The sequence below is a fragment of the Streptosporangium sp. NPDC087985 genome (assembly GCF_044741965.1).
GTDB lineage: Bacteria > Actinomycetota > Actinomycetes > Streptosporangiales > Streptosporangiaceae > Streptosporangium.
The window spans coordinates 134,778-155,233 of the sequence record NZ_JBIUTQ010000012.1 but is presented as its reverse complement, the minus strand read 5'-3'; the positions used below and the strand labels follow the sequence as shown (position 1 = coordinate 155,233).

The 20,456-nt window shown below is 68.6% G+C and carries 24 protein-coding genes and 3 pseudogenes; 9 read left to right on the top strand and 18 right to left on the bottom strand.

Going from position 1 to position 20,456, the window contains the following annotated elements; all coding sequences use genetic code 11:
• Window positions 1-227 precede the first annotated feature (227 nt).
• The 4 genes from ACIN94_RS21960 (at window position 228) to ACIN94_RS21945 (ending at window position 3,174) form a co-directional block, all read left to right on the top strand.
• The gene (locus ACIN94_RS21960; RefSeq protein WP_400708769.1) at window positions 228-782 is read left to right on the top strand and encodes a hypothetical protein; all 555 of its coding nucleotides are present in this window, start codon (window positions 228-230) and stop codon (window positions 780-782) included.
• 206 nt (window positions 783-988) lie between these two features.
• Complete coding sequence (locus ACIN94_RS21955) at window positions 989-1,612, top strand: DUF4158 domain-containing protein (protein ID WP_400708767.1); 624 nt, start codon at window positions 989-991, stop codon at window positions 1,610-1,612.
• A gap of 251 nt (window positions 1,613-1,863) precedes the next feature.
• Window positions 1,864-2,424 carry a DinB family protein gene (locus ACIN94_RS21950; protein ID WP_400708765.1) on the top strand — a complete coding sequence of 187 codons (561 nt, stop codon included), beginning with the start codon at window positions 1,864-1,866 and terminating at the stop codon, window positions 2,422-2,424.
• Between the two features lie 360 nt (window positions 2,425-2,784).
• Entirely contained in the window at window positions 2,785-3,174 is a 390-nt protein-coding gene (locus ACIN94_RS21945; RefSeq protein WP_400708763.1) for a hypothetical protein, read from the top strand.
• Window positions 3,175-3,228: 54 nt separating this feature from the next.
• On the opposite strand, the gene ACIN94_RS21940 is transcribed toward ACIN94_RS21945, so the two are convergent.
• The 3 genes from ACIN94_RS21940 to ACIN94_RS21930 form a co-directional block, all read right to left on the bottom strand.
• Window positions 3,229-3,549: a plasmid stabilization protein gene (locus ACIN94_RS21940; RefSeq protein ID WP_400708761.1), complete on the bottom strand. Its 321-nt coding sequence runs from the start codon at window positions 3,547-3,549 to the stop codon at window positions 3,229-3,231.
• A 62-nt stretch (window positions 3,550-3,611) separates the two neighbouring features.
• Window positions 3,612-3,797 carry a hypothetical protein gene (locus ACIN94_RS21935; protein ID WP_400708759.1) on the bottom strand — a complete coding sequence of 62 codons (186 nt, stop codon included), beginning with the start codon at window positions 3,795-3,797 and terminating at the stop codon, window positions 3,612-3,614.
• 392 nt (window positions 3,798-4,189) lie between these two features.
• Complete coding sequence (locus ACIN94_RS21930) at window positions 4,190-4,489, bottom strand: STAS domain-containing protein (protein WP_400708757.1); 300 nt, start codon at window positions 4,487-4,489, stop codon at window positions 4,190-4,192.
• A 207-nt stretch (window positions 4,490-4,696) separates the two neighbouring features.
• Here ACIN94_RS21930 and ACIN94_RS21925 point away from each other — a divergent pair, with 207 nt between their 5' ends.
• Window positions 4,697-5,248, top strand: a complete 552-nt coding sequence (locus ACIN94_RS21925; RefSeq protein ID WP_400708838.1) for a YciI family protein — start codon at window positions 4,697-4,699, stop codon at window positions 5,246-5,248.
• Between the two features lie 290 nt (window positions 5,249-5,538).
• Here the strand turns inward: ACIN94_RS21925 and ACIN94_RS21920 are convergent, their stop codons facing one another.
• The 6 genes and pseudogenes from ACIN94_RS21920 to ACIN94_RS21895 form a co-directional block, all read right to left on the bottom strand.
• Entirely contained in the window at window positions 5,539-6,291 is a 753-nt protein-coding gene (locus ACIN94_RS21920; protein WP_400708755.1) for a glycoside hydrolase family 15 protein, read from the bottom strand.
• A complete protein-coding gene (locus ACIN94_RS21915) occupies window positions 6,288-6,578 on the bottom strand; it encodes a glycoside hydrolase family 15 protein (protein WP_400708753.1) in 291 nt (96 codons plus the stop codon). Before ACIN94_RS21915 ends, ACIN94_RS21920 begins: the two co-directional genes overlap by 4 nt.
• A 182-nt stretch (window positions 6,579-6,760) precedes the next feature.
• Window positions 6,761-7,156, bottom strand: a pseudogene (locus ACIN94_RS21910) (trehalase-like domain-containing protein); the annotation flags it as partial.
• A 446-nt stretch (window positions 7,157-7,602) separates the two neighbouring features.
• Complete coding sequence (locus tag ACIN94_RS21905) at window positions 7,603-7,953, bottom strand: enolase C-terminal domain-like protein (RefSeq protein ID WP_400708751.1); 351 nt, start codon at window positions 7,951-7,953, stop codon at window positions 7,603-7,605.
• 38 nt (window positions 7,954-7,991) lie between these two features.
• A complete protein-coding gene (locus ACIN94_RS21900; RefSeq protein ID WP_400708749.1) occupies window positions 7,992-10,838 on the bottom strand; it encodes an FAD-binding and (Fe-S)-binding domain-containing protein in 2,847 nt (948 codons plus the stop codon).
• A gap of 148 nt (window positions 10,839-10,986) precedes the next feature.
• Window positions 10,987-11,571: a thiamine pyrophosphate-dependent enzyme gene (locus ACIN94_RS21895; protein ID WP_400708747.1), complete on the bottom strand. Its 585-nt coding sequence runs from the start codon at window positions 11,569-11,571 to the stop codon at window positions 10,987-10,989.
• A 65-nt stretch (window positions 11,572-11,636) separates the two neighbouring features.
• Between ACIN94_RS21895 and ACIN94_RS21890 the strand changes: the two genes are divergently transcribed.
• Window positions 11,637-11,852, top strand: a complete 216-nt coding sequence (locus ACIN94_RS21890) for a hypothetical protein (protein WP_400708745.1) — start codon at window positions 11,637-11,639, stop codon at window positions 11,850-11,852.
• A gap of 483 nt (window positions 11,853-12,335) precedes the next feature.
• Window positions 12,336-13,091, top strand: coding sequence for an alpha/beta hydrolase (locus ACIN94_RS21885; RefSeq protein WP_400708743.1), 756 nt, complete (start codon window positions 12,336-12,338; stop codon window positions 13,089-13,091).
• A 115-nt stretch (window positions 13,092-13,206) separates the two neighbouring features.
• On the opposite strand, the gene ACIN94_RS21880 is transcribed toward ACIN94_RS21885, so the two are convergent.
• Genes ACIN94_RS21880 through ACIN94_RS21870 form a run of 3 tightly spaced genes read right to left on the bottom strand, consistent with a single transcriptional unit; the run spans window position 13,207 to window position 14,868 of the window.
• Window positions 13,207-14,037: a DUF4158 domain-containing protein gene (locus ACIN94_RS21880; RefSeq protein WP_400708741.1), complete on the bottom strand. Its 831-nt coding sequence runs from the start codon at window positions 14,035-14,037 to the stop codon at window positions 13,207-13,209.
• Entirely contained in the window at window positions 13,928-14,284 is a 357-nt protein-coding gene (locus ACIN94_RS21875; RefSeq protein ID WP_400708739.1) for a RidA family protein, read from the bottom strand. Before ACIN94_RS21875 ends, ACIN94_RS21880 begins: the two co-directional genes overlap by 110 nt.
• Entirely contained in the window at window positions 14,281-14,868 is a 588-nt protein-coding gene (locus ACIN94_RS21870; RefSeq protein ID WP_400708737.1) for a DinB family protein, read from the bottom strand. Before ACIN94_RS21870 ends, ACIN94_RS21875 begins: the two co-directional genes overlap by 4 nt.
• A 60-nt stretch (window positions 14,869-14,928) precedes the next feature.
• Between ACIN94_RS21870 and ACIN94_RS21865 the strand changes: the two genes are divergently transcribed.
• Window positions 14,929-15,927, top strand: a complete 999-nt coding sequence (locus ACIN94_RS21865) for a helix-turn-helix transcriptional regulator (RefSeq protein WP_400708735.1) — start codon at window positions 14,929-14,931, stop codon at window positions 15,925-15,927.
• A 29-nt stretch (window positions 15,928-15,956) separates the two neighbouring features.
• Here ACIN94_RS21865 and ACIN94_RS21860 read toward each other — a convergent pair whose 3' ends face one another.
• The 4 genes and pseudogenes from ACIN94_RS21860 to ACIN94_RS21845 form a co-directional block, all read right to left on the bottom strand.
• A complete protein-coding gene (locus ACIN94_RS21860) occupies window positions 15,957-16,217 on the bottom strand; it encodes a hypothetical protein (protein ID WP_400708850.1) in 261 nt (86 codons plus the stop codon).
• Window positions 16,216-16,533: pseudogene (locus ACIN94_RS21855) on the bottom strand (Tn3 family transposase); the annotation flags it as partial. The gene ACIN94_RS21860 and the pseudogene ACIN94_RS21855, both read right to left, overlap by 2 nt.
• Before the next feature lie 10 nt (window positions 16,534-16,543).
• Window positions 16,544-16,681 (bottom strand): annotated as a pseudogene (locus tag ACIN94_RS21850) (DUF4158 domain-containing protein); the annotation flags it as partial.
• A 175-nt stretch (window positions 16,682-16,856) separates the two neighbouring features.
• Window positions 16,857-17,303: a helix-turn-helix domain-containing protein gene (locus tag ACIN94_RS21845; protein WP_400708733.1), complete on the bottom strand. Its 447-nt coding sequence runs from the start codon at window positions 17,301-17,303 to the stop codon at window positions 16,857-16,859.
• 84 nt (window positions 17,304-17,387) lie between these two features.
• Between ACIN94_RS21845 and ACIN94_RS21840 the strand changes: the two genes are divergently transcribed.
• The gene (locus tag ACIN94_RS21840; protein WP_400708836.1) at window positions 17,388-18,617 is read left to right on the top strand and encodes an MFS transporter; all 1,230 of its coding nucleotides are present in this window, start codon (window positions 17,388-17,390) and stop codon (window positions 18,615-18,617) included.
• A gap of 191 nt (window positions 18,618-18,808) precedes the next feature.
• Here ACIN94_RS21840 and ACIN94_RS21835 read toward each other — a convergent pair whose 3' ends face one another.
• Entirely contained in the window at window positions 18,809-19,390 is a 582-nt protein-coding gene (locus ACIN94_RS21835) for an alpha/beta fold hydrolase (protein WP_400708731.1), read from the bottom strand.
• A gap of 40 nt (window positions 19,391-19,430) precedes the next feature.
• A complete protein-coding gene (locus tag ACIN94_RS21830) occupies window positions 19,431-20,411 on the bottom strand; it encodes an NAD-dependent epimerase/dehydratase family protein (RefSeq protein ID WP_400708729.1) in 981 nt (326 codons plus the stop codon).
• Window positions 20,412-20,456: the final 45 nt, after the last annotated feature.

Sequence of the window (20,456 nt, the reverse complement as noted above, 5' to 3'; positions counted from 1 at the left end):
CATATTGGCTCAGATTGGCACCATTCTGGCTCAGGCTGGATGTTCAGCCGATCACGACACGACAGACTGACTCCGGAACTCGCACGTCAGAGGGTGCGCTCGTCGCGCCAATACCCTTCCGATGCGTGGGGCGGAGCCGAAGCCCTTCCGGATCGCAGCCGCATTCATCCCGGCCTGGTTCCCGGTCGCCGCAAGATCACGCGCCTCGCGAGCGCATGGTCCGGCCGTTGCCCAACGGCTGGAACCCCATCGGCCTGTCCCCGGACGGGGACACGATCACCCTGGCGGAGTACGCGCCCAAGACGCGGCTGCAGACCATCAGCCGCCTCTGGCAGACGTCCACGGCGGGCAACGCGAAGACCGTCGACGTCGCCGGGCACTACCTGGCCGGCGGGCTCGGTCCCGATGGGAAGACCATCGTCGCGGTGGAGAGCGTGGGGGTCCCCGGCACCGGATGCATGAGAAGCGGCGAGGATCTCGTGCACCTGGACCGGGAAACCGGCAAGGTGCTCCGGAGGGTCCCCGTGCGGGGCCTGTCCATGACCGGCAATTTTGTCTATCTGCGCAGCTGGACCGACCCTCAGGAGATCATCGCCCTCGCCAGGCCCTTTGTGTGTAAGGAGAGCGACGTTAACGACCCTGCCCCGAGCTTCGACCCTCCATACGTTCCCTTCACGGCCTACGCGGTGAACGTCAAGACCGGCAAGGCCAGGAAGCTCGCCACCTACACCGCTCAGGACTTCTTCCATCTCGTGCTCCCCGGCTCCCCCGGGACCCTGTGACAGGAGGAAGCGGGTCAGGTCTCGCGCTCGTGCCGGTAGTCCGTCTCCTCCACGCCGGACATCCCACGCGACGCCATGCCTGGCCCTGTTCTCGTATAGCTACGGCGAACGGACGTGTAGCGCTGTGTGACTGCTGTGGTCGTCGTTTCCTCTCGCTGGGCGTCTCGTTGAGCTGATCGAGTGATCTCGGTGAGGGGCGGGGGCGTGTGAGGCAGGACTGGGAGCCGGAGGACCTGATCGAGGTCTGGACGCTACTCGAAGACGATATGAAGCGGGTGCGGAACAAGTCCGGGGCGACCCGGATCGGGTTCGCGCTGCTGTTGAAGTTCTTCGAGGTGGAGGCCCGGTTCCCGGAGTCGGCCAAGGAGGTACCGGCCGCCGCGGTGGATTACGCGGCTCAGCAGGTGAAGGTGCCGGCGGAGGCGTGGGCGAACTACGACTGGCAGAGCAAGGCGATCCAGCGGCATCGGGGTGAGATCCGGGCGGCGTACGGGTTCCGCGCGAACACCGAGGAGGACCAGGACCGGCTGGCTGGGTGGCTGGCCACTGAACTGTGCCCGGTGGAGCTGTCCCGGGACCGGCTGAAAGCCGCGGTGGTCGCCCGGTGCCGCAACGACCACATCGAACCGCCGGCACCCGGGCAGGTGCGGCGGCTGGTCGGCAAGGCGGTCAAGGACTTCGAGAAGCGGTTCTGCCGCAGCACGATGGACCGGCTTAGCCACACGACCCGCTCGCGGCTGGAGGACCTGGCCGCGGGCGACGGGACGGACGAGGGCGCCGACAAGGATGGCTCGGCGGCCGGGGTGGGCGGTCGCACTTCGCCGAGCTGAAGGCGGACCCCGGGGCGCCGGGCCTGGAGAGCCTGCTGGCGGAGGTGAACAAGCTGGAACGGGTGCGGCGGCTGGAGCTGCCCGCGGACGGGGTTGAACCGGGTGTCTCGGCGGCCAGAGCGTCGTTGAGCAGGCACGGAGCAGCCGTGAGTTCCTCGGGTGCCTCGACGACCGCCCGCGCCCGCAGGCGTCGCCTGGCATGCCTGAATAATCACTTGCCTGTCGGACCACTGCCCGGAATCATGCACACGGTGAGCGACATACCCGAGCGGTGGAGCCAGGCCAGCGTCTACCCCGACATGTGGGCGGACCCCGACGAGGACCCCCGCAACAGTGACGGCGTCAGCCCGGACGGTGAGTTGCCGACGCTGCAGGACTTCCTGACGAGCTATCGACTGACCCTGCGGATGAAGTGCGAGGGATTGAACCCGGAGCAACTGGCGCGCCGGTCGGTGCCGCCGTCGACCATGTCCTTGCTCGGGCTGGTCCGCCATCTTGCCGAGGTGGAGCGGGACTGGCGCAACTGGATTCTGCCAGGAGACCCGGCACCGAAGCTGTACGGAGCGGGTGACGGCGACTTCGAGGGAGCCGTTGCGGAGCAGGAGCTGGTAGAAGGCGCATTCACCGATCTTGTCCGCGAACAGGCGGCAACCGATGCGGTGCTGGCCGAGTATCCGGATCTGGGTGCGCGGGTGGGTCGCGACGGCAACGCTGTCCGGGAGCTGTGGGTTCACCGGATCGAGGAGTACGCCCGCCACTGCGGGCACGCCGATCTGCTGCGCGAATGCGTCGATGGCCGGGTGGGGCAATAGCGCACTCGACCCGCTGGAGGCAGAGTCCATGCGTTGCTCCCGCGGTCAAGGAAGATACGCGGAACGATCATGGTGTCGCCGACGACTTGACGCGGGTGCGCGCTGAAGCCGACAGCCTGGCCTGCCCCGACTGCGACCTGCGCCCGGCGGCGAGGAACTGACCGACATCGACTGCGGCCCGGAGCGCGACGCCCCAGGCCGAGAACACGGCGGTCCGGCCGGAGTCATAGGAGGTGACTCCGGCCGGACCGCCTTCGACTGCACGGGAACGTGCGGTTACCCGTCCTCGCCATCGTCCGGCTCGTCGTCGGCGTGTGGGGCGCGCAGTTGGCGCAGGCCCGACTGGCTGCATGAAACCGGGTGTCCACCCCCCGGTGGGGGAACGCCAGCGAGGACATCAACACCTACCTGCACGAGCTCTTCGGCATGGAGGTCACAGCGAAGGATTTCAGAACCTGGCACGCGACCGTACTCGCCGCGGTAAGGCTGACGGTCTCCACACCCGCCGCTTCGACCAGAGCACACAGGCGCGCCGTTGCCCGGGTCATGGCGGAGGTCACCGATTATCTCGGCAACACGCCCGCCTTGGCCCGGGCATCCTATGTGGATCCTCGCCTGATCGATCTGTACGAAGAAGGACGCACGATAGCAGCGATGCTGCCGAAACTTGGAAAAGACATCTCTGGCGGCGATATGGCCACCCACGGCGAAGCCGAACGGGCGGTCATCCGGTTGCTGGGCCGTGCATGAGTGCCGTACTCCAAGCCCGGGGCGGCCTGCGGCTCCCCTGGCGGAGCCGAGCGCTCAGCGCAGCGCCTTCTCCAGCTGGGCCTTGGTCATGCTGGAGCGGCCCTTGACGTTGCGTCGCCTGGCCTCTTCGTAGAGTTGCTCCTTGGTGGGGCCGCCGGCCCCCTTGTGAGAGCGCAGTCCGCCGCGCCGTCCCGAAGAGATGTCCTGGAGCGAGGTGCGGCTTGCCGTGCGTGATTCTCCCGCACGTGCCCGCTCCTTGTTGACCGTCCTGGCCGCGATCTCCTCGGCCCTCTTTGGGCTCTGGCCGCGCTTGAGAGCGCTGTCTTTGATGTGCTCGTACTGCCGTTCACGCTTGGGACTTGAACCACGTGGCATGGTTCTCATCTCCTCTGATCCGATAGGCCCTTCTCTACGGCGCCTACCCGGTTTGCCGCGTCTCACACAGAGTCGGATTGATCACGCTCTAGCCGGGGCCGACGGCGAATCACCAGGATCAGGTCGCCGACGGCGACGACCGCGAGCACTCTTATCAGGACGACCAGCCATGTCAAGCCGATCAAGAAGGCCATCAGCCCGATGGCGAATATGAAGATCAAGGCAAAGGAGACCAGCCTGACGTGCACGACGTCCCGGGAGCTGAGGATGCTTCGCTGAACCGATCCGCACACGCACGATCGGCGGTGGCGTGGCTGCGGCGAACGCCGTCCCAGTCCTGAAACTTGGGCGGCTGAACCTGAGGCCCGGCGGCACGCCTCCGCCTTTCTGCGACCACCACACATTACGATCTTGGTACGCACACCCGCGCCCCTGTCCGGGGCCGGGCGCGCGACCCGAAGACGGCCTGCCCGCCGCCAGGGCGCTCCCCCGCCACCACGTGCAAGGAGGCCCGATGGCCGCGGGGCCGGACCCGGCGGGCGTGCCGATACGCATGCAGGCATGGCTAGAGCGAGTGATGGGCCTGGCCGGCGCCTGCCTGAGCACCCGCCGCACCCTAACCCCCCCGGGCGGACAGGCCCTACCAGCCCAGCGTGGTCACCAGCTCGCTGCCGGGCCCCTGCCCGACCCTTCGGTCGACCTCCAAAAGCCGCAGCAACAGCCCGTACGCGAATGCCAGTGACAGCCCACCGCCGCCGGCCGCCGCGCGCTGGTGCGCGGCGGCCAGCAGGGCAATTCCCGCGCAGTCGCAGAACGCCAGTTCAGCGGCGTCCACCACGATCTGGTTGTGGCGCTCCAGCGCGTCCAGCTCACCGCGCAGCACAATCAGGCAGAAATGCCGGTAGTAGGCGATCTCGATGCACAATGCGCTCACCGGCACCTCCCGTGTGATAGCGCACTTTCGATGACAAACGCCGCGCCGGCTGGCGGCGCGACGGCTGTTGCGATTCACGTTACGCCGCCCCCGGGTCCGGCAATGCGGGCGGAGCGCGCGATGCACATAGGGCCGTAAAGGCCTGGAACTCCTATGGCTACGGCCAGGGGCAAAGTAGGCGTTTGCGAGGTGATCCGTTGATAGGTGAAGACTATGGGCATGGAGTTCTTCTGCTACCACCGCGACCGGCCCGGCTCCGTAGCGCTGCGCGACGAGCTGTTGGAAGAGCATTGGTCCTATATGGACCGGTACGCAAAGGAGATGATCGCCCGGGGCCCGACCCTCGCCGGCGACACGCCCACCGGCAGCGTGCACATCGTCGACCTCCCCGATCCCATCGCCGCCCGTGCGTTCGCCTTCGACGAGCCGAACTACCAGGCCGGCGTGTACCGGGACGTGCTGCTGCGACGGTGGCGCAACACGCTGGGGCGCACCATGTGGGACTTCCCCGGCGGCCGGGCCGGTGGCAACCGGTACCTGGTGCTTGGCCTCGGCACGGGGCAGGCCGCCGACCTCGCCGTGCCGCCCGACCGGGACGTGCTGATCGCCTACGGGCCGCTGTTGTCCGACGACGGCGCCACCTGGCTGGGCACGGCGGCACTGGTCCGGGCGCCGGACCCGGACACGGCACGCGCCATCCTGACCCCGGACCGGTACGCCGACATCGAGGTGCACAACTGGCAGTTCGGCGGGCGGCGGTCATGACCCGAGGACGTCCAGGTAGTGATGGCTCAAAATCGCCGGGCAGGTCCTCGTCCGGGTTCCGCCGGCGGCCGGCGCCCTGCAGGTAGATCTCACGGCGGAGCGGTGCCCCGCGCAGCGCAAGCAGCACGCACAGCTCATACGGGATCCGCTCCGCCAGGCCGGTCTCGCCGTCGATCACGGTGTCCTGCCATGCCTGCTGCACCACGCCCTGGATCGGGACGGCCTCCCCGGCGGCGTGGGACCGCGGCTCAGTCGGGGCGTCGGTGTAGCGTCCCGTGACGCTGCCGGCGTCACGGGAGGGTACGCGCGCCGCCCCGCCCTGACGCCGACAGTGTCACCGCCGACTCCAGCAGCAGTGCGTGCACGAACGCCTGGGGCAGGTTGCCCCGCGACTGCCGCTGACCGATGTCGTACTCCTCGGTGTACAGGCCGGGCGAGCCGCACGCGGCACGGTTGCGTTCGAACCAGCGGGCCGCCCCGATCTCGTCTCCGCTCTGGTACGCAGCGAGTGCGGCGATCAGCCCACACAGCACGAAGGCACCCTCGGCGTCGCCGAGAGGCCGCTGGTCCTGATGGAAACGGTAGAGGTATCTGTCGCATTCGAGCTCGGCGTGTACGGCCGCGCGCGTGGCGGCGGTTCGCGGATCATCCGGCGCCAGGGCACCGCGGACGGCCGGAATGAGCAGGGCCGCGTCCACTCGTCGATCGTCGAAAGCGCGCTGCCAGTGGCCGGATGGGTGGAGTCCGTGCTGTGAGGTGTGGGCCAGGACGGTATCGGCGAGGGCGCTCCAGCGGGCGGCCTGCCTGGCCGGGGCGACGGCGGCCGCGGCCTTCAGACCGGCGACGCAGATCAGCTTGGAGTGCACCCACTGCCGCGGGGGCAACTCCCAGATTCCCGAGTCCGGCTCCCGCCATCGTTGCGCGATGGCGTCGACCGCGCTCTCCAGAGCGTGCCAGGAGTCGATGTCCAGCCGATCCCGGCGCGCGGCGGCGGCGAGGAGCAGCACCTCGCCGAACACGTCCAGCTGGAACTGCCTGGTCACCCAGTTACCCACCCTGACCGATGCCCCGGGTAGCCGGGCAGGAACGGCAGCATGCGCTCCTCAGGCACACGGCCGCCGCCGGTGGTGTAGGCGGGTGCGAGGTGAGGGCCGTCAGCCAGCAGCCGTGCGGTGACGAACGCGACCGCCGCGTCCAGCAGATCGTCGAGGCCGGCGGCCGCCGCCGCGTGGCCGGCATAACATTGATCGCGGATCCAGGCGTAGCGGTAGTCGTAGTTGCGAGCGGCCTCGGCGCGCTCGGGCAACGAAGTGGTGGCCGCGGCGACCATGCCGCCACCGGATCGACGGGCGCCCCCTCGAACGGCCGGCAGGCCAGCTCCAGGACAAGGTCGTGATGCCCTCCCTCGGGCACCCGCAGATCGACGCGTAGATTTCCCTCCGCCCCTCGGCGGGCATGCTCGGCACCTGTCCAGCGCAGATGGAGGTCGCCGGTGCGCCCACTCCACGTGCCCGCCTCGCGGTGCAGTTCACGCAGGGGCCGCCTGCCGAAACCCGCCCGTGGATCAAGAACCACCGCCACCTGGGCGGGACCGTCCACGGCCCGTATCCGGCGCAGCAGCACAGCACGCTCCGGATCGGCGGGGAAGGCGAGGGTCTCGCGGCACTCGACGATGCCGTGCGAGGTCACCCAACGGCTGTTCCAGATCAGCGAGCCGCCCTCGTAGCACCCACCCCACACGAACCGTGCGTCGGTGGGCGTGACGGCGTATACGCCGCGGCCACCGAGCAGGTTCGTGAACACGGCGTCGGAATCCCATCGCGGCATGCACAGCCAGCCGATGTCCCCCCTCGGGCCGATCAGGGCCCCGCGATACCCGTCAGCGAGGAAGGCGTACTGCCGCAGCACCTGCGGAGCAAAGCCTGTGGTGTCTCTGTTCACCGTGGAGACAGCCTCCCTTCTCGGCACGTCAGGGCCATACCTGCGAGAGCGCCCGCCTTCTCGGTCGCACACGCGAGAAGCCGGGATTGGCAGTGCCGTCTCCCTCTGGTCGGCACGATGACGTCTGCGGGGTGAGCGACCATGCCTTTGTTCGCATCCCCCCACTTTCACTCGCAGAGAAAAAAGTTCGTAATGATACAAAGAGGTGTGGCTCTCCAAGCTGGCAGGCGGGATCCCGCTACGGCGCCCCAGACGATCAGCCCCGACCGCAGGTGGCCGCCGGGACGGATCTCATAGCTATACGTGCCCGTACCCATTTCACGGCGCACTCCCCTTTCGAGAGCAGCTCAGGGCGGCGCGACAGCCGTCGATCTCCTTCGAAAGGTCGTGACGGGTGGTGAGCCAGGTCAAGGTCAGAGCGTTGATAACGCTCCTGCCACCCGAAAGCGGACGCCGTCGGACAGCATCGCCTCGATCCGGACGTGATCGTGGAACCATTCGAGGTAACGCAGGTTGGGGATGGCCGCGGCGACCGCCAGATGCTGGCGGGGCTCGCAGTGGCCGGAGACCTCCAGGCCGTGCGCCGCGGCCACGCCCGCCGCTCGCAGGAACCCGGCGATACCACCGCAGCGGGTGACGTCGATCTGCCGGCAGTCGGCGAAGGGAGCCATCTGCTCGAAGTAGACGAGGTCGTAGCCGTACTCACCTGCCGCCACGCCGGCACACACCGCGGCGACTTCGATACAGGCCCTGGGGGCCCGCACCGGCATCGCCTCCTACCCGTCCCACCGGCACCCGGCGGTCAGCGGATCCCGCCCAGGCGCGCCTGCTCCGCCTCCCGGCGCACGGGGTCCGGTGGCGGCCGCAACAGCACCTCGGCGAGGAGTTCGGCCAGATGGACCGGTTTCGCGTGGGTGCCGGACTCGATCTGGGTACGGCAGGAGAAGCCGTCGGCGAGAATCCTGGTCCCCTCGTCCGCCGCCCGCACGGCGGGCCACAGCCCCAGCTCGGCCACCCCGGCCGAGATCTCGTGGTGGCCGCGCTCGAAGCCGAAGTTGCCCGCCAGCCCGCAGCAGCCCACGTCCAGCACCTCGACCTGGACCCCGGCGCGCTCCAGCAGCCTGGCGTCGGCGTCGAAGCCCCAGATGGCGTGCTGGTGACAGTGCGGCTGGGCGAGCGCGCGCACCCCCGTGCCCGGCGGCGGGGCGACCGGCACCCGGTCGAGCAGCATCTCCGACAGCGACCTGGTCTGGCGGCCGAGCAGTTCCACGTCGGGGTCGCCGGACAGCAGCTCGGGCGCGTCGGAGCGCAGGACGGCGGCGCAGCTCGGCTCCAGTCCGACGACCGGCACACCCCGCCGCAGCCGGGGAGCCAGCGCCGCCGCAGTCCGGCGCAGCACGCGCCTGGCGGTCGCGAGCTGGCCGGTGGAGATCCAGGTGAGCCCGCAGCACAACGGCACCGGCGGCACCTCGACCCGGTAGCCGTGCGCCTCCAGCAGGTGCGTCGCCGCCACGGCCGCGCCGGGGCGGAAGTTGTTGGTGAAGGTGTCCGGCCACAGCACGACCGGGTCGCCCTCGGCCAGCGGCCGGTCGCGAAACCAGTCGGTGAAGCGCTCGGTGGCGAAGCGCGGCAGCTCGCGGTGCCGATCTACGCCCCCGGCCAGCCGGACCAGCCCGCTCAGGCCCGGCGTGTGGGTGAGCGCGTTGACCGCTCCGGGCGCGAGGGAGGCGATCCTGGCCCACAGGGGCAGCCAGCCCATCGAGTAGTGCGCGGCCGGCCGTGGCCGCCACCGGTAGTGGTGGGAGAGGAACTCGGCCTTGTAGGTGGCCATGTCCACATGCACCGGGCACTCACCGCGGCAGCCCTTGCAGGACAGACACAGGTCGAGCGCCTCGTACACCGCCCTGGAGCGCCAGCCGCCGGTGACGGTCTCGCCGCGCATCATCTCCATCAGGATGCGGGCCCGGCCCCGGGTGCTGTGCCGTTCCTCCCGGGTGACCCGATAACTGGGGCACATCACCCCGCCGGAGCCGGAGCGGCACTTGCCGACGCCGACACAGCGGGCGGCGGCGTGGGTGAACCGGTGCTGGTCGTCCGGGTAGTCGAAGTACGTCTTCGGCTCGGCGGGGTGGTAGTCCAGGTGGTCGAGGTTCTCGTCCAGCCGGTACGGGTTGACGATCTTGCCCGGGTTCATCCGCCCCCCGGGGTCCCAGATCCGCTTGAAGACACCGAACAGCCCGACGACCTCGGGGCCGAACATGATCGGCAGCAGCTCGCCCCGGGACTGCCCGTCGCCGTGCTCGCCAGACAGCGACCCGCCGTAGGAGGCGACCAGGCGCGCGGCCTCCTGGACGAACCGGCGGTACTTCGCCACCCCCTCGGGGTCGTCCAGGTCGAACGGCGTCCGGGTGTGCACACACCCCTGCCCGAAATGCCCGTAGAGAGAGCAGTTGTGGTAGTCAAAGCGGTTCAGCAGCGCCTGGAAGTCGCGCAGGTAGTCGCCGAGCCGCTCCGGCGGGACGGCCGCGTCCTCCCAGCCCTCGTGGGTGTCGGGGTTGTCCGGCGGGTAGGCGGTCACGCCCAGCCCGGCCTCGCGGACCTTCCACACCCGCTCCTCCTCGGCAGGGTCGTCCAGATAGGTGGTGTGCGCGCCCGCGGCCTTCCTGAGCAGCTTCCTGGCCCGCTCGGCGGCCTCCTCGTGGGTGTCGCCACCGAACCGCACCATCAGCCAGCCCGACCCCTCGGGCAGCCTGTCCAGCACGTCTCGCCCGGCGGCGTGCTCGACCCTGGCCAGGTCCATCAGCTCGTGGTCGAGCCCCTCCAGCGCCAGCGGCCGGTGCCTCACGATCCCTGGCACCATGTCGCCCGCCGTGGCGATGTCGGGGTAGCCCAGCACCGCCAGCGACTGGAACCGCGGCACCGCAACCAGCCTGATCTCCGCGTGCAGCACCGTGACCAGCGTCGACTCGCTGCCCACCAGCGCGCGGGCCACGTTGAAGCCGTTCTCCGGCAGCAGCGCGTCCAGGTTGTAGCCCGAGACGCGGCGCGGGATGTTCGGATAGCGGGTCCGGATCAGCGCGAGGTTCTCGTCGCGCAGCCTGCGCATCGCCCGGTAGATCTCCGCCCGGCGCCCGCCCAGCGTGAGGATGCGCCCGTACTCCTCCTCGGAGGTCTCCCCCACCCACATCCGCAGGCCGTTGTAGGTGAGCACCTCCAGCCGGATCACCGAGTCGGCCATCTTCCCGTACGCCTGCGCCGAGGCGCCGCACGAGTTGTTGCCGATCATCCCGCCGATGGTGCAGGTGTCGTGGGTGGCGGGCTTGGGGCCGACCATCAGGCGCCGGTCCGCCAGTTCGGCGTTGAGGTCGTCCAGGCAGGCGCCGGGCTCGACCAGCGCCCGCTCGCCGTCCACCGACAGCAGCCGCGTGCAGTACTTCGACCAGTCGATCACCACGCCCTCGTTGCAGCACTGCCCGGCCAGGCTGGTGCCCCCGCCCCGGGAGTACACCGGCGCCCGGTGCTCATGGCAGACGCGCACGGCCTCGGCCCCGGCCTCCACGGTGTGGGGCACCACGACCACGGACGGAGTCTGCCGGTAGTTCGAGGAATCGTGGGCGTAGGCGGCCAGCGACCCTTCGTCGCACCGCACCTCTCCGTCCACCTGAGCACTAAGATCGCGATAAAGCGACACATATAGTTATGTGCCCGGCATATCACCAAGCTGGATAAAAGAAGGTAACTTTCCGCCGTGGAGTTCTCCCGGTCCCGGCCGGGACCGGGACACGCCCGCGGGCCGGTCACCTGCCGCCATCGTCGCGGTGCGGCAGGAACTCCTGCATCTTGGTTCTGATCCCCTCCCGCAGGACGCCCCAGCGGTTCTCGTCACCCCGCAGGAACGCCTCGGCGGAGTCCTTCACCTGCTCAAAGGTCGCGTGCGGCGGGATCGGCGGCACGTCCGGGTCGACGTACACGTCCAGGAGCACGGGCCGGTCGGCGCTCAGCGCCCGCTCCCAGGCCGGTGCGACCTGCTCGGGGCTGTCGACGGTGAGGGCGCCCATACCCAGGCTCATGGCGAAGGCGACGTAGTCCACGTCCGGCAGGGTCTGCGACTGCGGGAACTTGGGCGCGCCCTGCATGGCGCGCATCTCCCAGGTGACCTGGTTGAGGTCGTTGTTGTGCAGCACCGCGACGATCAGCCGCGGGTCGGTCCACTCCCACCAGTAGTGCTTGACGGTGATCAGCTCGGCCAGGCCGTTCATCTGCATCGCCCCGTCACCGGCGAACACGATCACCGGACGGTCCGGGTGGGCGAACTTGGCGCCGATCCCGTATGGCACGCCCGGCCCTCTCGACCCCCCACTCACGCAGGCGCTCCAGCACATAGTCGGCAACGGTCGTCGAAGCCATCGGTCATTCCCCCTCAGACGGTCAAACGACCGCTCTCACCTTGGGATATACCCCCCCACCCCGGCCGGCCAGCAACCGGGTTACCGGCCGGTTCCAGCTCGACGTCTTCGGCGAGGCGCTGCTGCTGTCCGCCGCGGCCCAGTGGGCGGACTGGCTGCTCGCCGAGGCCGTCCGCGCGGGCGCGCCGCGCGCTGGGACGAGCCCGAGGCGGGCATCTGGGAGACCGACAACCGGCGCTGCACGCACTCCCGGCTGATCTGCGTGGCCAGGCCGCGCGCCTTCACGGCCCACCGCTCGGGTCCGTACGACCAGCCCCAAAATAGCTGTGGACTGTGGGTAGTCGGCGTTCAAATGGTGAGAAGAGGATCATTGGCGTTGGGCGGGTGCGGTTGAGGGTCGGTGCGTTTACGGTGGAGGGTATTCCCGCAAAGCGCCCGAATCCGAAGAAGGACAAGTCCGCTCGCAGGCGGCGGCCGGACCGGGCCCGCGTCAGGGGCGGGCCCGACGGCCCGCTTGGACATGGAACGTGTGGCCGGAACACACAGTTGGTCGGCAGGGAAAAGGGTTGAGCGGGACGACGCTCGGGCTGATACTCTCCGGGAGTCCGTGACACACGCGAGGAGGTGAGACCCATTAACGCTGTATCCATTGGGTGCTCCCCATCTTCTTCACGGTTGGGCGATTGACGTAGGTGTCGCCGGGAGCGCCCTGACAAGGCAATCCCGAAAGGCAACAACCTATGCATTTCACTGCGGAGACATCGTCGAACGGTGTCGTCGAACGCAATTTCACTCTGGGTGAGGTCACCGGCCTCCTCTGGTCGCCCGCATCCGGCTCCGATCGCGCGCCCCTGGTGCTGATGGGTCACGGTGGCGGCCAGCATAAGAAAGCACCGGGAATCCTGGGCCGTGCACACCGCTTCGTGACCGGCTGCGGTTTCAACGTCGCCGCCATCGACGCGCCCGGACACGGCGACCGGCCGCGACCGGCCGCGGACGAGCAGCAGATCGCCGCCCTACGGCAGGCTCAGGCGGCGGGCGAGCCGATCGGCCCGATCATCGTCCGTTACCACACCGGACTGGCGGCGCGTGCTGTGCCGGAATGGCAGGCGACCCTGGACGCCCTCCAGGAACTGCCGGAGATCGGCGCCGAAGGGCCGATCGGCTTCTGGGGCATCATGCAGGGCACCGGGATCGGGGTGCCGTTGACGGCGGTCGAACCCAGGATCACCGCGGCGGTCTTCGGTTGTCTTGGGCATGAATCCCTGACCGAGGCGGCGGCACAGATCACCGTCCCGATCGAATTCCTGCTCCAGTGGGACGACGAGCACGTCGAACGCCAATCCGGTCTCGCGTTGTTCGACGCCTTCGCCTCGAAGGAAAAGACGTTGCACGCCAACGCGGGCGGGCATGGCGACGTCCCCAGATTCGAAGCCGACAGCGCGACCCGGTTCTTCGCCCGACACCTCGGCCGGGCCGGCACGTCACCGGCCTGACGTGACGGGGGTATCGACGTCCGGCGCACCAGCCGGTCGCCGATACCGCTGTCACATTTCGTCAGAGCGTCCGGCAATCCATAGCCGCACGATCCGGAACACGTCGAGAAGGTCCTCAACCTTCTCGACGTACAGACCCTGATCGGCGTGACGGCTCTCGAGCAGATCGGCACCGTTCGCGAGCCGTCACGCCCAGGGAGGGCACCGCCCCAGTCAGCGGTTGACGCGTCGGGCGGCCGGATCGGTGTCGGCCTGGAAATTCAGGAAACCTTCGTCGGACACCCGGGCATGCTTTGCGAGGCTGCGCACCGAGGTGTGGCCGGACAGTTTCATTAACACCGGTGTCGATCAGCTCCTCCAACTTGGCGATCGTCTCCGCCGACAACCGCCCCGCCGTGGTGGTGGTGAACTGCCGCTCGAACATCGCCTCGGCCGTGCCCAGCAGCCGTTCGACCTGCCCCGGCGTCGGCGGCTCGATCTTGTCCTCCCGGCAGCGCGTCAACAGCGCTGCCCGCAGCCGGTCCCGGGACACCTCCTCCTTGCAGATGTCGGACGCCAGCCACACGATCAGCTTGTCCTCATCGCCCACCGTGATGGTCCGGAACCGGTAGAAGTCACGGATCTGCTTGCGGTGGTGCTCGATCGTGCTGCCCGACCACGCGTACTGCGCGAACAGGCCGGGATCCACCTTCACCTGCCCGGCCACGAAGTCCACCGCGGCCTTCGGCACGTCCTCCCGCCGCGGGGACCGGGCCTCCAGCTCGAAAAACTTCAGCATCAAGCTAAAGCCCAGCCGGGTCGCACCCGGCTTGTTCCCCACCAGCTCGAACTCGGCCTCATCCAGCGTCCAGCACTCGATGAGGTCTTCCAGGTCCCACGATGGCTGTGCGGTGATTGCCCCACACTGATCGCGACGCCGCGTATCCCACCTGTGCGTCGACCCCATTGACGAGGTAGATGTTGAGTTTGACGACATACTCGGGACCGGTACCCGCGGCAGCAAGCACAGTCAGCACGTTTCGCATTGCCTGAGTGGTTTGTGCCTCAATACCGTCGAGCAGGTTTCCAGTGCTATCGGTGCCGAGCTGGCCACCAACATAGAGCGTCCGGGCAGCGGGTGCGATCACGCCCTGCGTGAAGGCAGGGTTGCTGTGGAGTTCTTCAGGGTCGAGGTGTGTCGTCTTTGTGGTCATGAGTCTTCCTTAGAGGTGCCGGGTTTCGTGTGCAGGTAGAGGTCACGCAGCAGGCAGACCTCGGACAGGTGGTGGATCAGCTCGCGGTGGATGTGCAGCACCAGATCGGCCATGGGCGACTCGGGGAAGGGCTCCTTCGCGCCGAGTGGGACCCGGAGCCCGGCCTCGCCGAGGCCGCGCACCCCGGCCAGCCAGACGTCGAGCTGGGCCTCGAGCTGGTCGAGCGCGGTGGCCGCGCTGTCGGCGTATTCCCAGGTCTCGTACGAGGCCGCCGGTGCGCCGAAGTGCGCCGCGTTGCGCGCGGCGAGCACGCCGACGATGACGTGACCGAGTCGCCAGGCGATCGTGGTGAAGGCCGCGGGGACTGGCGCGGGGAAGGCGTAGTCCATCGTGAAGTCCCCGGCACCGAGCTGCACGGGCGCCGTCGAGCTGCCGCGCAGCCGCACGCTCCAGGCGTCCGGCACCGGCGACCAGAAGTACTCGTCGTCGGTGAGGCCGTCGAGCCGGGCTCGGAGCTGATGGTTCCAGTGAAACTCCCACTGCTCGCGCAGCGTCCGGTTCCAGTCGAGTTCGTCTGCATCCATGGAGCCACCCTGACACCCCTAGCGGACAGAATCGGTCCGCTATCTGGCAGGGTGGGCGACATGGACGTGGCAAGCGGCGACGAGCGGGGTACGACGGAGCGGGTGCTCACCCTGCTCGGGCTGCTGCAGCAGCGCCAGGCCTGGACCGGCCCCGAGCTCGCCGACCGGCTCGGGGTCACGCCGCGCACGGTACGGCGTGATATCGAGCGGCTGCGCAGGCTCGGCTATCCGGTGCATGCCAGCCAGGGTGTCGGCGGCGGCTACCGGCTCGGCCCGGGGCAGGACCTGCCGCCGCTGCTTCTCGACGACGAGGAGGCGATCGCCACCGTGGTCTCGCTGCTCGCCGGCGCGGGTGGCGCGGTCGCCGACGTCGGCGACGCCGCACTCCGGGCGCTGACCAAGCTCGATCAGGTGCTGCCCGCCCGGTTGCGGCACGAGGTGCGCGCGCTCTCCGGCTCGGTGGAGTCCTTCGGCGCAGGCCGCACGCCGGTCGACCCCGAGGTGCTCATGACGCTGGCCAGAGCCTGCCGCGATGAGGTCGAGGCCGGCTTCGACTACCCGTCTGGGAGCGAGGTGCGACGGCGACGGGTCGAGCCCTACCGCCTGGTCGCCTCCGACCGGCGCTGGTACCTCCTCGCCTACGACCTCGATCGCGACGACTGGCGCAGCTTCCGCCTCGATCGGATGACCGATTTGTCTGCACGGACCTGGCGCTTCCGTCCGCGCTCGGCGCCCGACGCGGCGACGTACGTGCAGGAGGGTGTGGCGAGTCGGGTCTACCCTCACCAGGCACGCTTCCTCGTGCACGCGTCGGCCGACACGGTGCGCGCGCAGATTCCGGCGTCGGCGGCCGTCGTACGACGGCGAGGGAGCGAGCTCTGTGAGGTGCTCAGTGGCGCCGGCAGCCTCGACTTCGTGCTCATGCACGTGCTCCTGCTGGGGCACGACTTCAAGGTACTCGACCCTCCGGAGCTTGGGAGGCGCTGTCGCGCGCTGGCGGAGAGACTGCTGTCGGCCGGTGCAACGATCTCACCGGTGCTGGACATGGAGGGGTCATGAACCGCGACCACACCAGCGCCGAGGAGCGCTTACGCTGCCTCTATGCCGAGCACGTCGACCCGATCCTCGGCTTCGCCATGCGCCGGGCCCGGGTCGATCGCGTCCAGTGCCGGCCCGGGGACCGCGCCCATGACGACGATCGCGACCGGGAGCGGGACGAGGAAGAGCAGTTCGCGTGGACGGGCGTCGTCGACGGTGTCCGCGACCGCCGCCGGGGTGAGCCCGGTGAACATCCGCTGGTACGTCCACAGCACGTACAGCGCCGAGAGGACCAGGGCGCTGACCGCCACTCGTCCACAGCACCAGGGCGTTCAGCACCAGCCCGAGCGAGCCGAGCTGGTCCTCCATCCCGTCCCGGTACGCCTGGTGGATGGTGCCGCGCTTGCCGTGGCACACGTCCCGGGCCAGCTTGTGCCGCGACTCCTGCGCCGTGATCCGCAGCAGGTCGTAGGCCCGGACCTGGTTGGTGACCAGCGAGCCGGCCACCCGCAGCATGTCCGGCCAGTGCGTGATCACCCTGTTCAGGTTCACCCGGTTCCGCGCGAGCGCCTCCAACGGCCCGCAGGAACAGCCCCACATAGCGGACCGTGCACATCTGGAGGACGAAGCCCAGCTGATGGTGCTTCGTACGCCGCAGCGCGATCAGATCCCGGTCGACGTCGTCCAGGAAGAAGAACCGCTCCAGCTCGGGCCTCGTCGGCTCCTCGGCGAACTTTCCGTACGCCTCAGCCTGCTCATCAGTTAAGAATTCCACCGGCACGGCAGGACCGTAGCCGCCCCTCACCAGCGATCGAGGATCTTCCGCCGAACCCCCACACGGCACCCGATCACTGTGCTAGGCGATCAAGATCAATCTTGCCGATAACCGCTGTACCGATGTTCCCCAAGGTCGGAGTCATCACGCTGTTCGACCGGGGGGTCTTCGGCGGTCATTCCGAGGGATGAGCGAGGACGAGCACCATGACATCGAGCAATCGCTGCCAGTCGCGTTCGGTTAGGTCGCGCTTGAGTGCGTGCGCGACCGCTGCCAGCACATCCAGTAGTTGCCCGCGAACACTCTGAAGATCTTCTTCGAGCAGACCGGCCAGCCTGCTCACCTCTCGGCGAAAATGCCGGGTCTGAGAGAAGCCGATGAGTGAAGGCGACGGGGTCGGAGCGGCGGAATCACCGTCCGGGTCGGCGAGGGTGACGGCCAGGCGGGTGCCGAGCGCGTCGGCGAGCCGGTCGAGGGCGGAGAGGGTGGGGTTGGCGCGGCCGTTCTCCAGGTTGGCTATATAGGGCACCGACAACCCCGCGTCGGCGGCGACCGAGGCGACAGTGCGGCCCAGCGTCGCACGGCGGGATCGCAGGCGTTGACCCAGTTCGATGTGATCCATACTCATATCTTGACAGAATAATTTGAGTCCGCTTCTCTCTTGAGAGAATACTTCGGAGGGGCGGCCATGCTGTAGGTGTTGCGGGTGCGGGACTTTCGGCTGCTCTGGGCGGCCCGGCTGATCGCCACATTCGGCACCGGCCTCCTGGTGGTTGCGATCCCTGCTCACGTCTACGCCGTGACCGGTTCGGTGCTCGCCACCGGGCTCACCCTGGTGGCCGAATACCTTCCCGTTCTCTTGCTGGGGCCGTTCGCCGGCGTGCTGGCCGATCGGTGGGATCGCCGCCGGTTGATGTTCGCTACCGACATCGCGCATGCGATGGTCATCTCGCTGGTGTTTTTCGCGCGCACTCCCGACACTGTCTGGCTCGTCTACCTGGCGGTGCTTGGAGAGGGCGCCGCAGCCGTGCTGTTCCGTCCGGCAGCCCAGGCGCACACGCCAGCCATCGTGGGCACGGGCCCGCTACTGACCAGCGCGAATGCGCTGAACGCATTCACCACTGGCGTTATCGGGCTGGGTGCTGCCCCATTGGGTGGTCTGCTGTTCGCAGTTGTCGGCATCGACACCGTCATTGGAGTCGGGCTCGTCAGCTATCTCGTGTCGGCCCTGGCGATCGCATTCACTCGGCCGCGGCCGCGTGACCGGGATTTCTCCCGGCGGGTGCTCCCCGACCTCAAGGAGGGGCTGGGCTACATCCGACAGGCCCCAGCCACCCGCGCCCTGCTCGTCACGAGCGGTGTTTACCTCCTGGCGAACGCCGCACTCACATCCTTGTTGGTGCCATTCGGGGTGACCCAACTAGGCGGCAGCACCCAAGTCGGATACCTGCTCTCAGCGCTGAGTATCGGTTTCCTCCTGGGAGCCCCGATCAGCCACAGGATCGTCGACCGCCTCCCGGTCAAGACGACTGTCGCAGCCGCCCAGGGCCTCGTCGCCGGCGCGTTCGTCCTGATGTTCAATGCCTCTTCGATGCCCGTCACGCTGATCGCGGCGGCCCTGGCCGGGATCCCTGGCGTCACGGTGCTCATCGCCCTGCAGACCTGGCTCCAGCGGACCACTCCTGAGGCACTTCTCGGACGCGTGGGCGCCGTGTTCCTCACCGCCGAGGCTGCCGCGACGATGGTTGGCGCGTTCGTCGGCCCCACCCTCGGCGAGCTGATCGGTCTTCCTCCCGCCCTCAACGCAGCCTGCATGATCACACTCCTGGCCTCCGCCCTAACTTTCTGGCTGGTGCCAAATCCTGCTGAAGATCGACTGTCTGACGATCGTGCGGAGCTGACCACGCAAAGCACGGACGAGCGACTCGCCCAATGATCACTGAGACGCTCCGTTCCGCCGGCTTATATTCGATCTGAACCACGCTGACTCAAGGTGCTCCGACGGATCCCGGCGCGGACTGAAAACTGATGGAATGCCTCAGTTTGAGTGGCAAACCGACTTGGCAAAGCTTGCCTCTCAAACTGAGGCATCGCAGGTCAGGGCTTCTGGCTCTGCCCAGATCGCCGTCACGATCTCCGCCGATCCCAACCTCGGTCGGCCCTGCTGTGATCTTGTACGAAATCGATCGGATCGGAGACCACACCGAGGTGGCGAGCGACCTGGGCTGGATGGGTGAGTTGCGGGTAGTGTCCGGCCTCGGCGATCTCGGTCACCGGGTGGTCGACGTCTACAGTCAGCGGGTCGGCCGAGCCGACGATGATCTCGACCGGAACGCTCACCCTCTCCAGCAGTGACCGTGACGTCTCGCGCTCGGCGAAGGCCGAGCGCATCGCCGAGATCACGCGGCGCGCGACCCCGGGGCGGCGCAGGTCCGCTGCAGCGCTCGCCACCGATGGCCCCTCGGGGAGGCCGAGCGTGGCGGCGAGTCGCGCGGCGGACATGCGGCGCAGCATGGGTATGGCCAGGGTTGAGCGGGTGAGCCGGGGGCTTGGTGCCTGCAAGAATGCAGGGGCGATGAGGACGAGTTTGCTGATGCGTTCCGGATGCTGGATGGCGAATTGGAGCGCGGGCCCGCAGGCCAGCGAGTGCGCGACCAGCACGGGGCGGGTCCGTACCAGGCCCATCAGGTCGGCGAGCCATGCGGCCATCGGCTGGGTGATGGAGGCCGAGCGTCCCAGGCCGGGCAGGTCAGAGGTCGCGGAAGCCGTACGGGCGCAGCCACGGCGGCGGCGTGGCGCCGAAGCGGGTGGACACCAGGTCGTCGGCCCAGGCGCGCAGGGCGTCGGCGGCCGGGGGCATTTCCAGGCCGGCCGTTTCGGCGAAGGCGCGGGCGGCGGCCGTTGGGTAGCGGTCGGTCGACAGGAACGACAGCGTTTCGGGGTCGGCGCCGGTGAGCTTCCGCGGCAGGCGGCGCACCAGGCCGACAGGGATGGTACGGCGAGGCGCCCGTACGCCCATGTGCCCGGCGATCGTGCCGACCAATTCAGGCAGGAGCGGTGTCGTGTCGTCGAGCACCCAGTAGTCCATGCCCGCGGGCGAGGCGGGGATCTCCGCCAGAAACCGCGAGAAGTAGTCGATCGTCACGATCGGCACGAAGACGTCGGCGCCGCCGGGGAGTGCGGGTAGCCGCCCGTTCCACAGGTCCTCGACCAGAGCGGCCAGACCGATGTACTGGCCGGGGCCGATCACCGTGCTGGGATTGGCGATGCTCAGCGGGACCCCCAGTTCGCGGGCCCTGGCGCGCACCGCGAGATCGGCCTCGGCTTTCGACGCCTCGTATGCGCCCAGCCTGGCGTAGTCGGGATGAACGCCGCTCACCCGGTACCCACTGATGTGCACGAGCCGCCGCAATTCAGGCAGCGTGGCGGCCCATTCCAGCACGTTGAGCGCCCCGGTCACGTTGCCCGTCCGTGCCTCCTCTATGCCGAGGCCGAACGCGAAGCGCCCCGCGGGGTTGTAGACGTCGCGTACCTGGGGCAGCCCTGCGAGCGGTCGGGTGATGTCAGCAGTGACGACGGTCAGCCCGCTGGTGTTGACGTCCTGTGAGGTCAGCCAGGGGGTGAGGGTGTCGTTCCGTACGGCTGCCGCCACCTGCTGTCCCCTGCCCAGTAGTTCGGCAACGAGAGAACGGCCGATGAATCCGGTCGCGCCGAAGACGATCGCGTCCATGAGACTCCAAATAGATCGGTCTACATATTTTTGAGGCAGCAGAGA

Bases quoted from the DNA above. Each gene is read 5' to 3' on its own strand.
- ACIN94_RS21940 (WP_400708761.1), bottom strand. From the start codon at position 3,549: ATGCCACGTGGTTCAAGTCCCAAGCGTGAACGGCAGTACGAGCACATC.
- ACIN94_RS21925 (WP_400708838.1), top strand. From the start codon at position 4,697: ATGGGCATGGAGTTCTTCTGCTACCACCGCGACCGGCCCGGCTCCGTA.
- ACIN94_RS21915 (WP_400708753.1), bottom strand. From the start codon at position 6,578: ATGGTCGCCGCGGCCACCACTTCGTTGCCCGAGCGCGCCGAGGCCGCT.
- ACIN94_RS21895 (WP_400708747.1), bottom strand. From the start codon at position 11,571: ATGTGCTGGAGCGCCTGCGTGAGTGGGGGGTCGAGAGGGCCGGGCGTG.
- ACIN94_RS21885 (WP_400708743.1), top strand. From the start codon at position 12,336: ATGCATTTCACTGCGGAGACATCGTCGAACGGTGTCGTCGAACGCAAT.
- ACIN94_RS21880 (WP_400708741.1), bottom strand. From the start codon at position 14,037: ATGGGGTCGACGCACAGGTGGGATACGCGGCGTCGCGATCAGTGTGGG.
- ACIN94_RS21875 (WP_400708739.1), bottom strand. From the start codon at position 14,284: ATGACCACAAAGACGACACACCTCGACCCTGAAGAACTCCACAGCAAC.
- ACIN94_RS21870 (WP_400708737.1), bottom strand. From the start codon at position 14,868: ATGGATGCAGACGAACTCGACTGGAACCGGACGCTGCGCGAGCAGTGG.
- ACIN94_RS21865 (WP_400708735.1), top strand. From the start codon at position 14,929: ATGGACGTGGCAAGCGGCGACGAGCGGGGTACGACGGAGCGGGTGCTC.
- ACIN94_RS21845 (WP_400708733.1), bottom strand. From the start codon at position 17,303: ATGGATCACATCGAACTGGGTCAACGCCTGCGATCCCGCCGTGCGACG.
- ACIN94_RS21835 (WP_400708731.1), bottom strand. From the start codon at position 19,390: ATGGCCGCATGGCTCGCCGACCTGATGGGCCTGGTACGGACCCGCCCC.
- ACIN94_RS21830 (WP_400708729.1), bottom strand. From the start codon at position 20,411: ATGGACGCGATCGTCTTCGGCGCGACCGGATTCATCGGCCGTTCTCTC.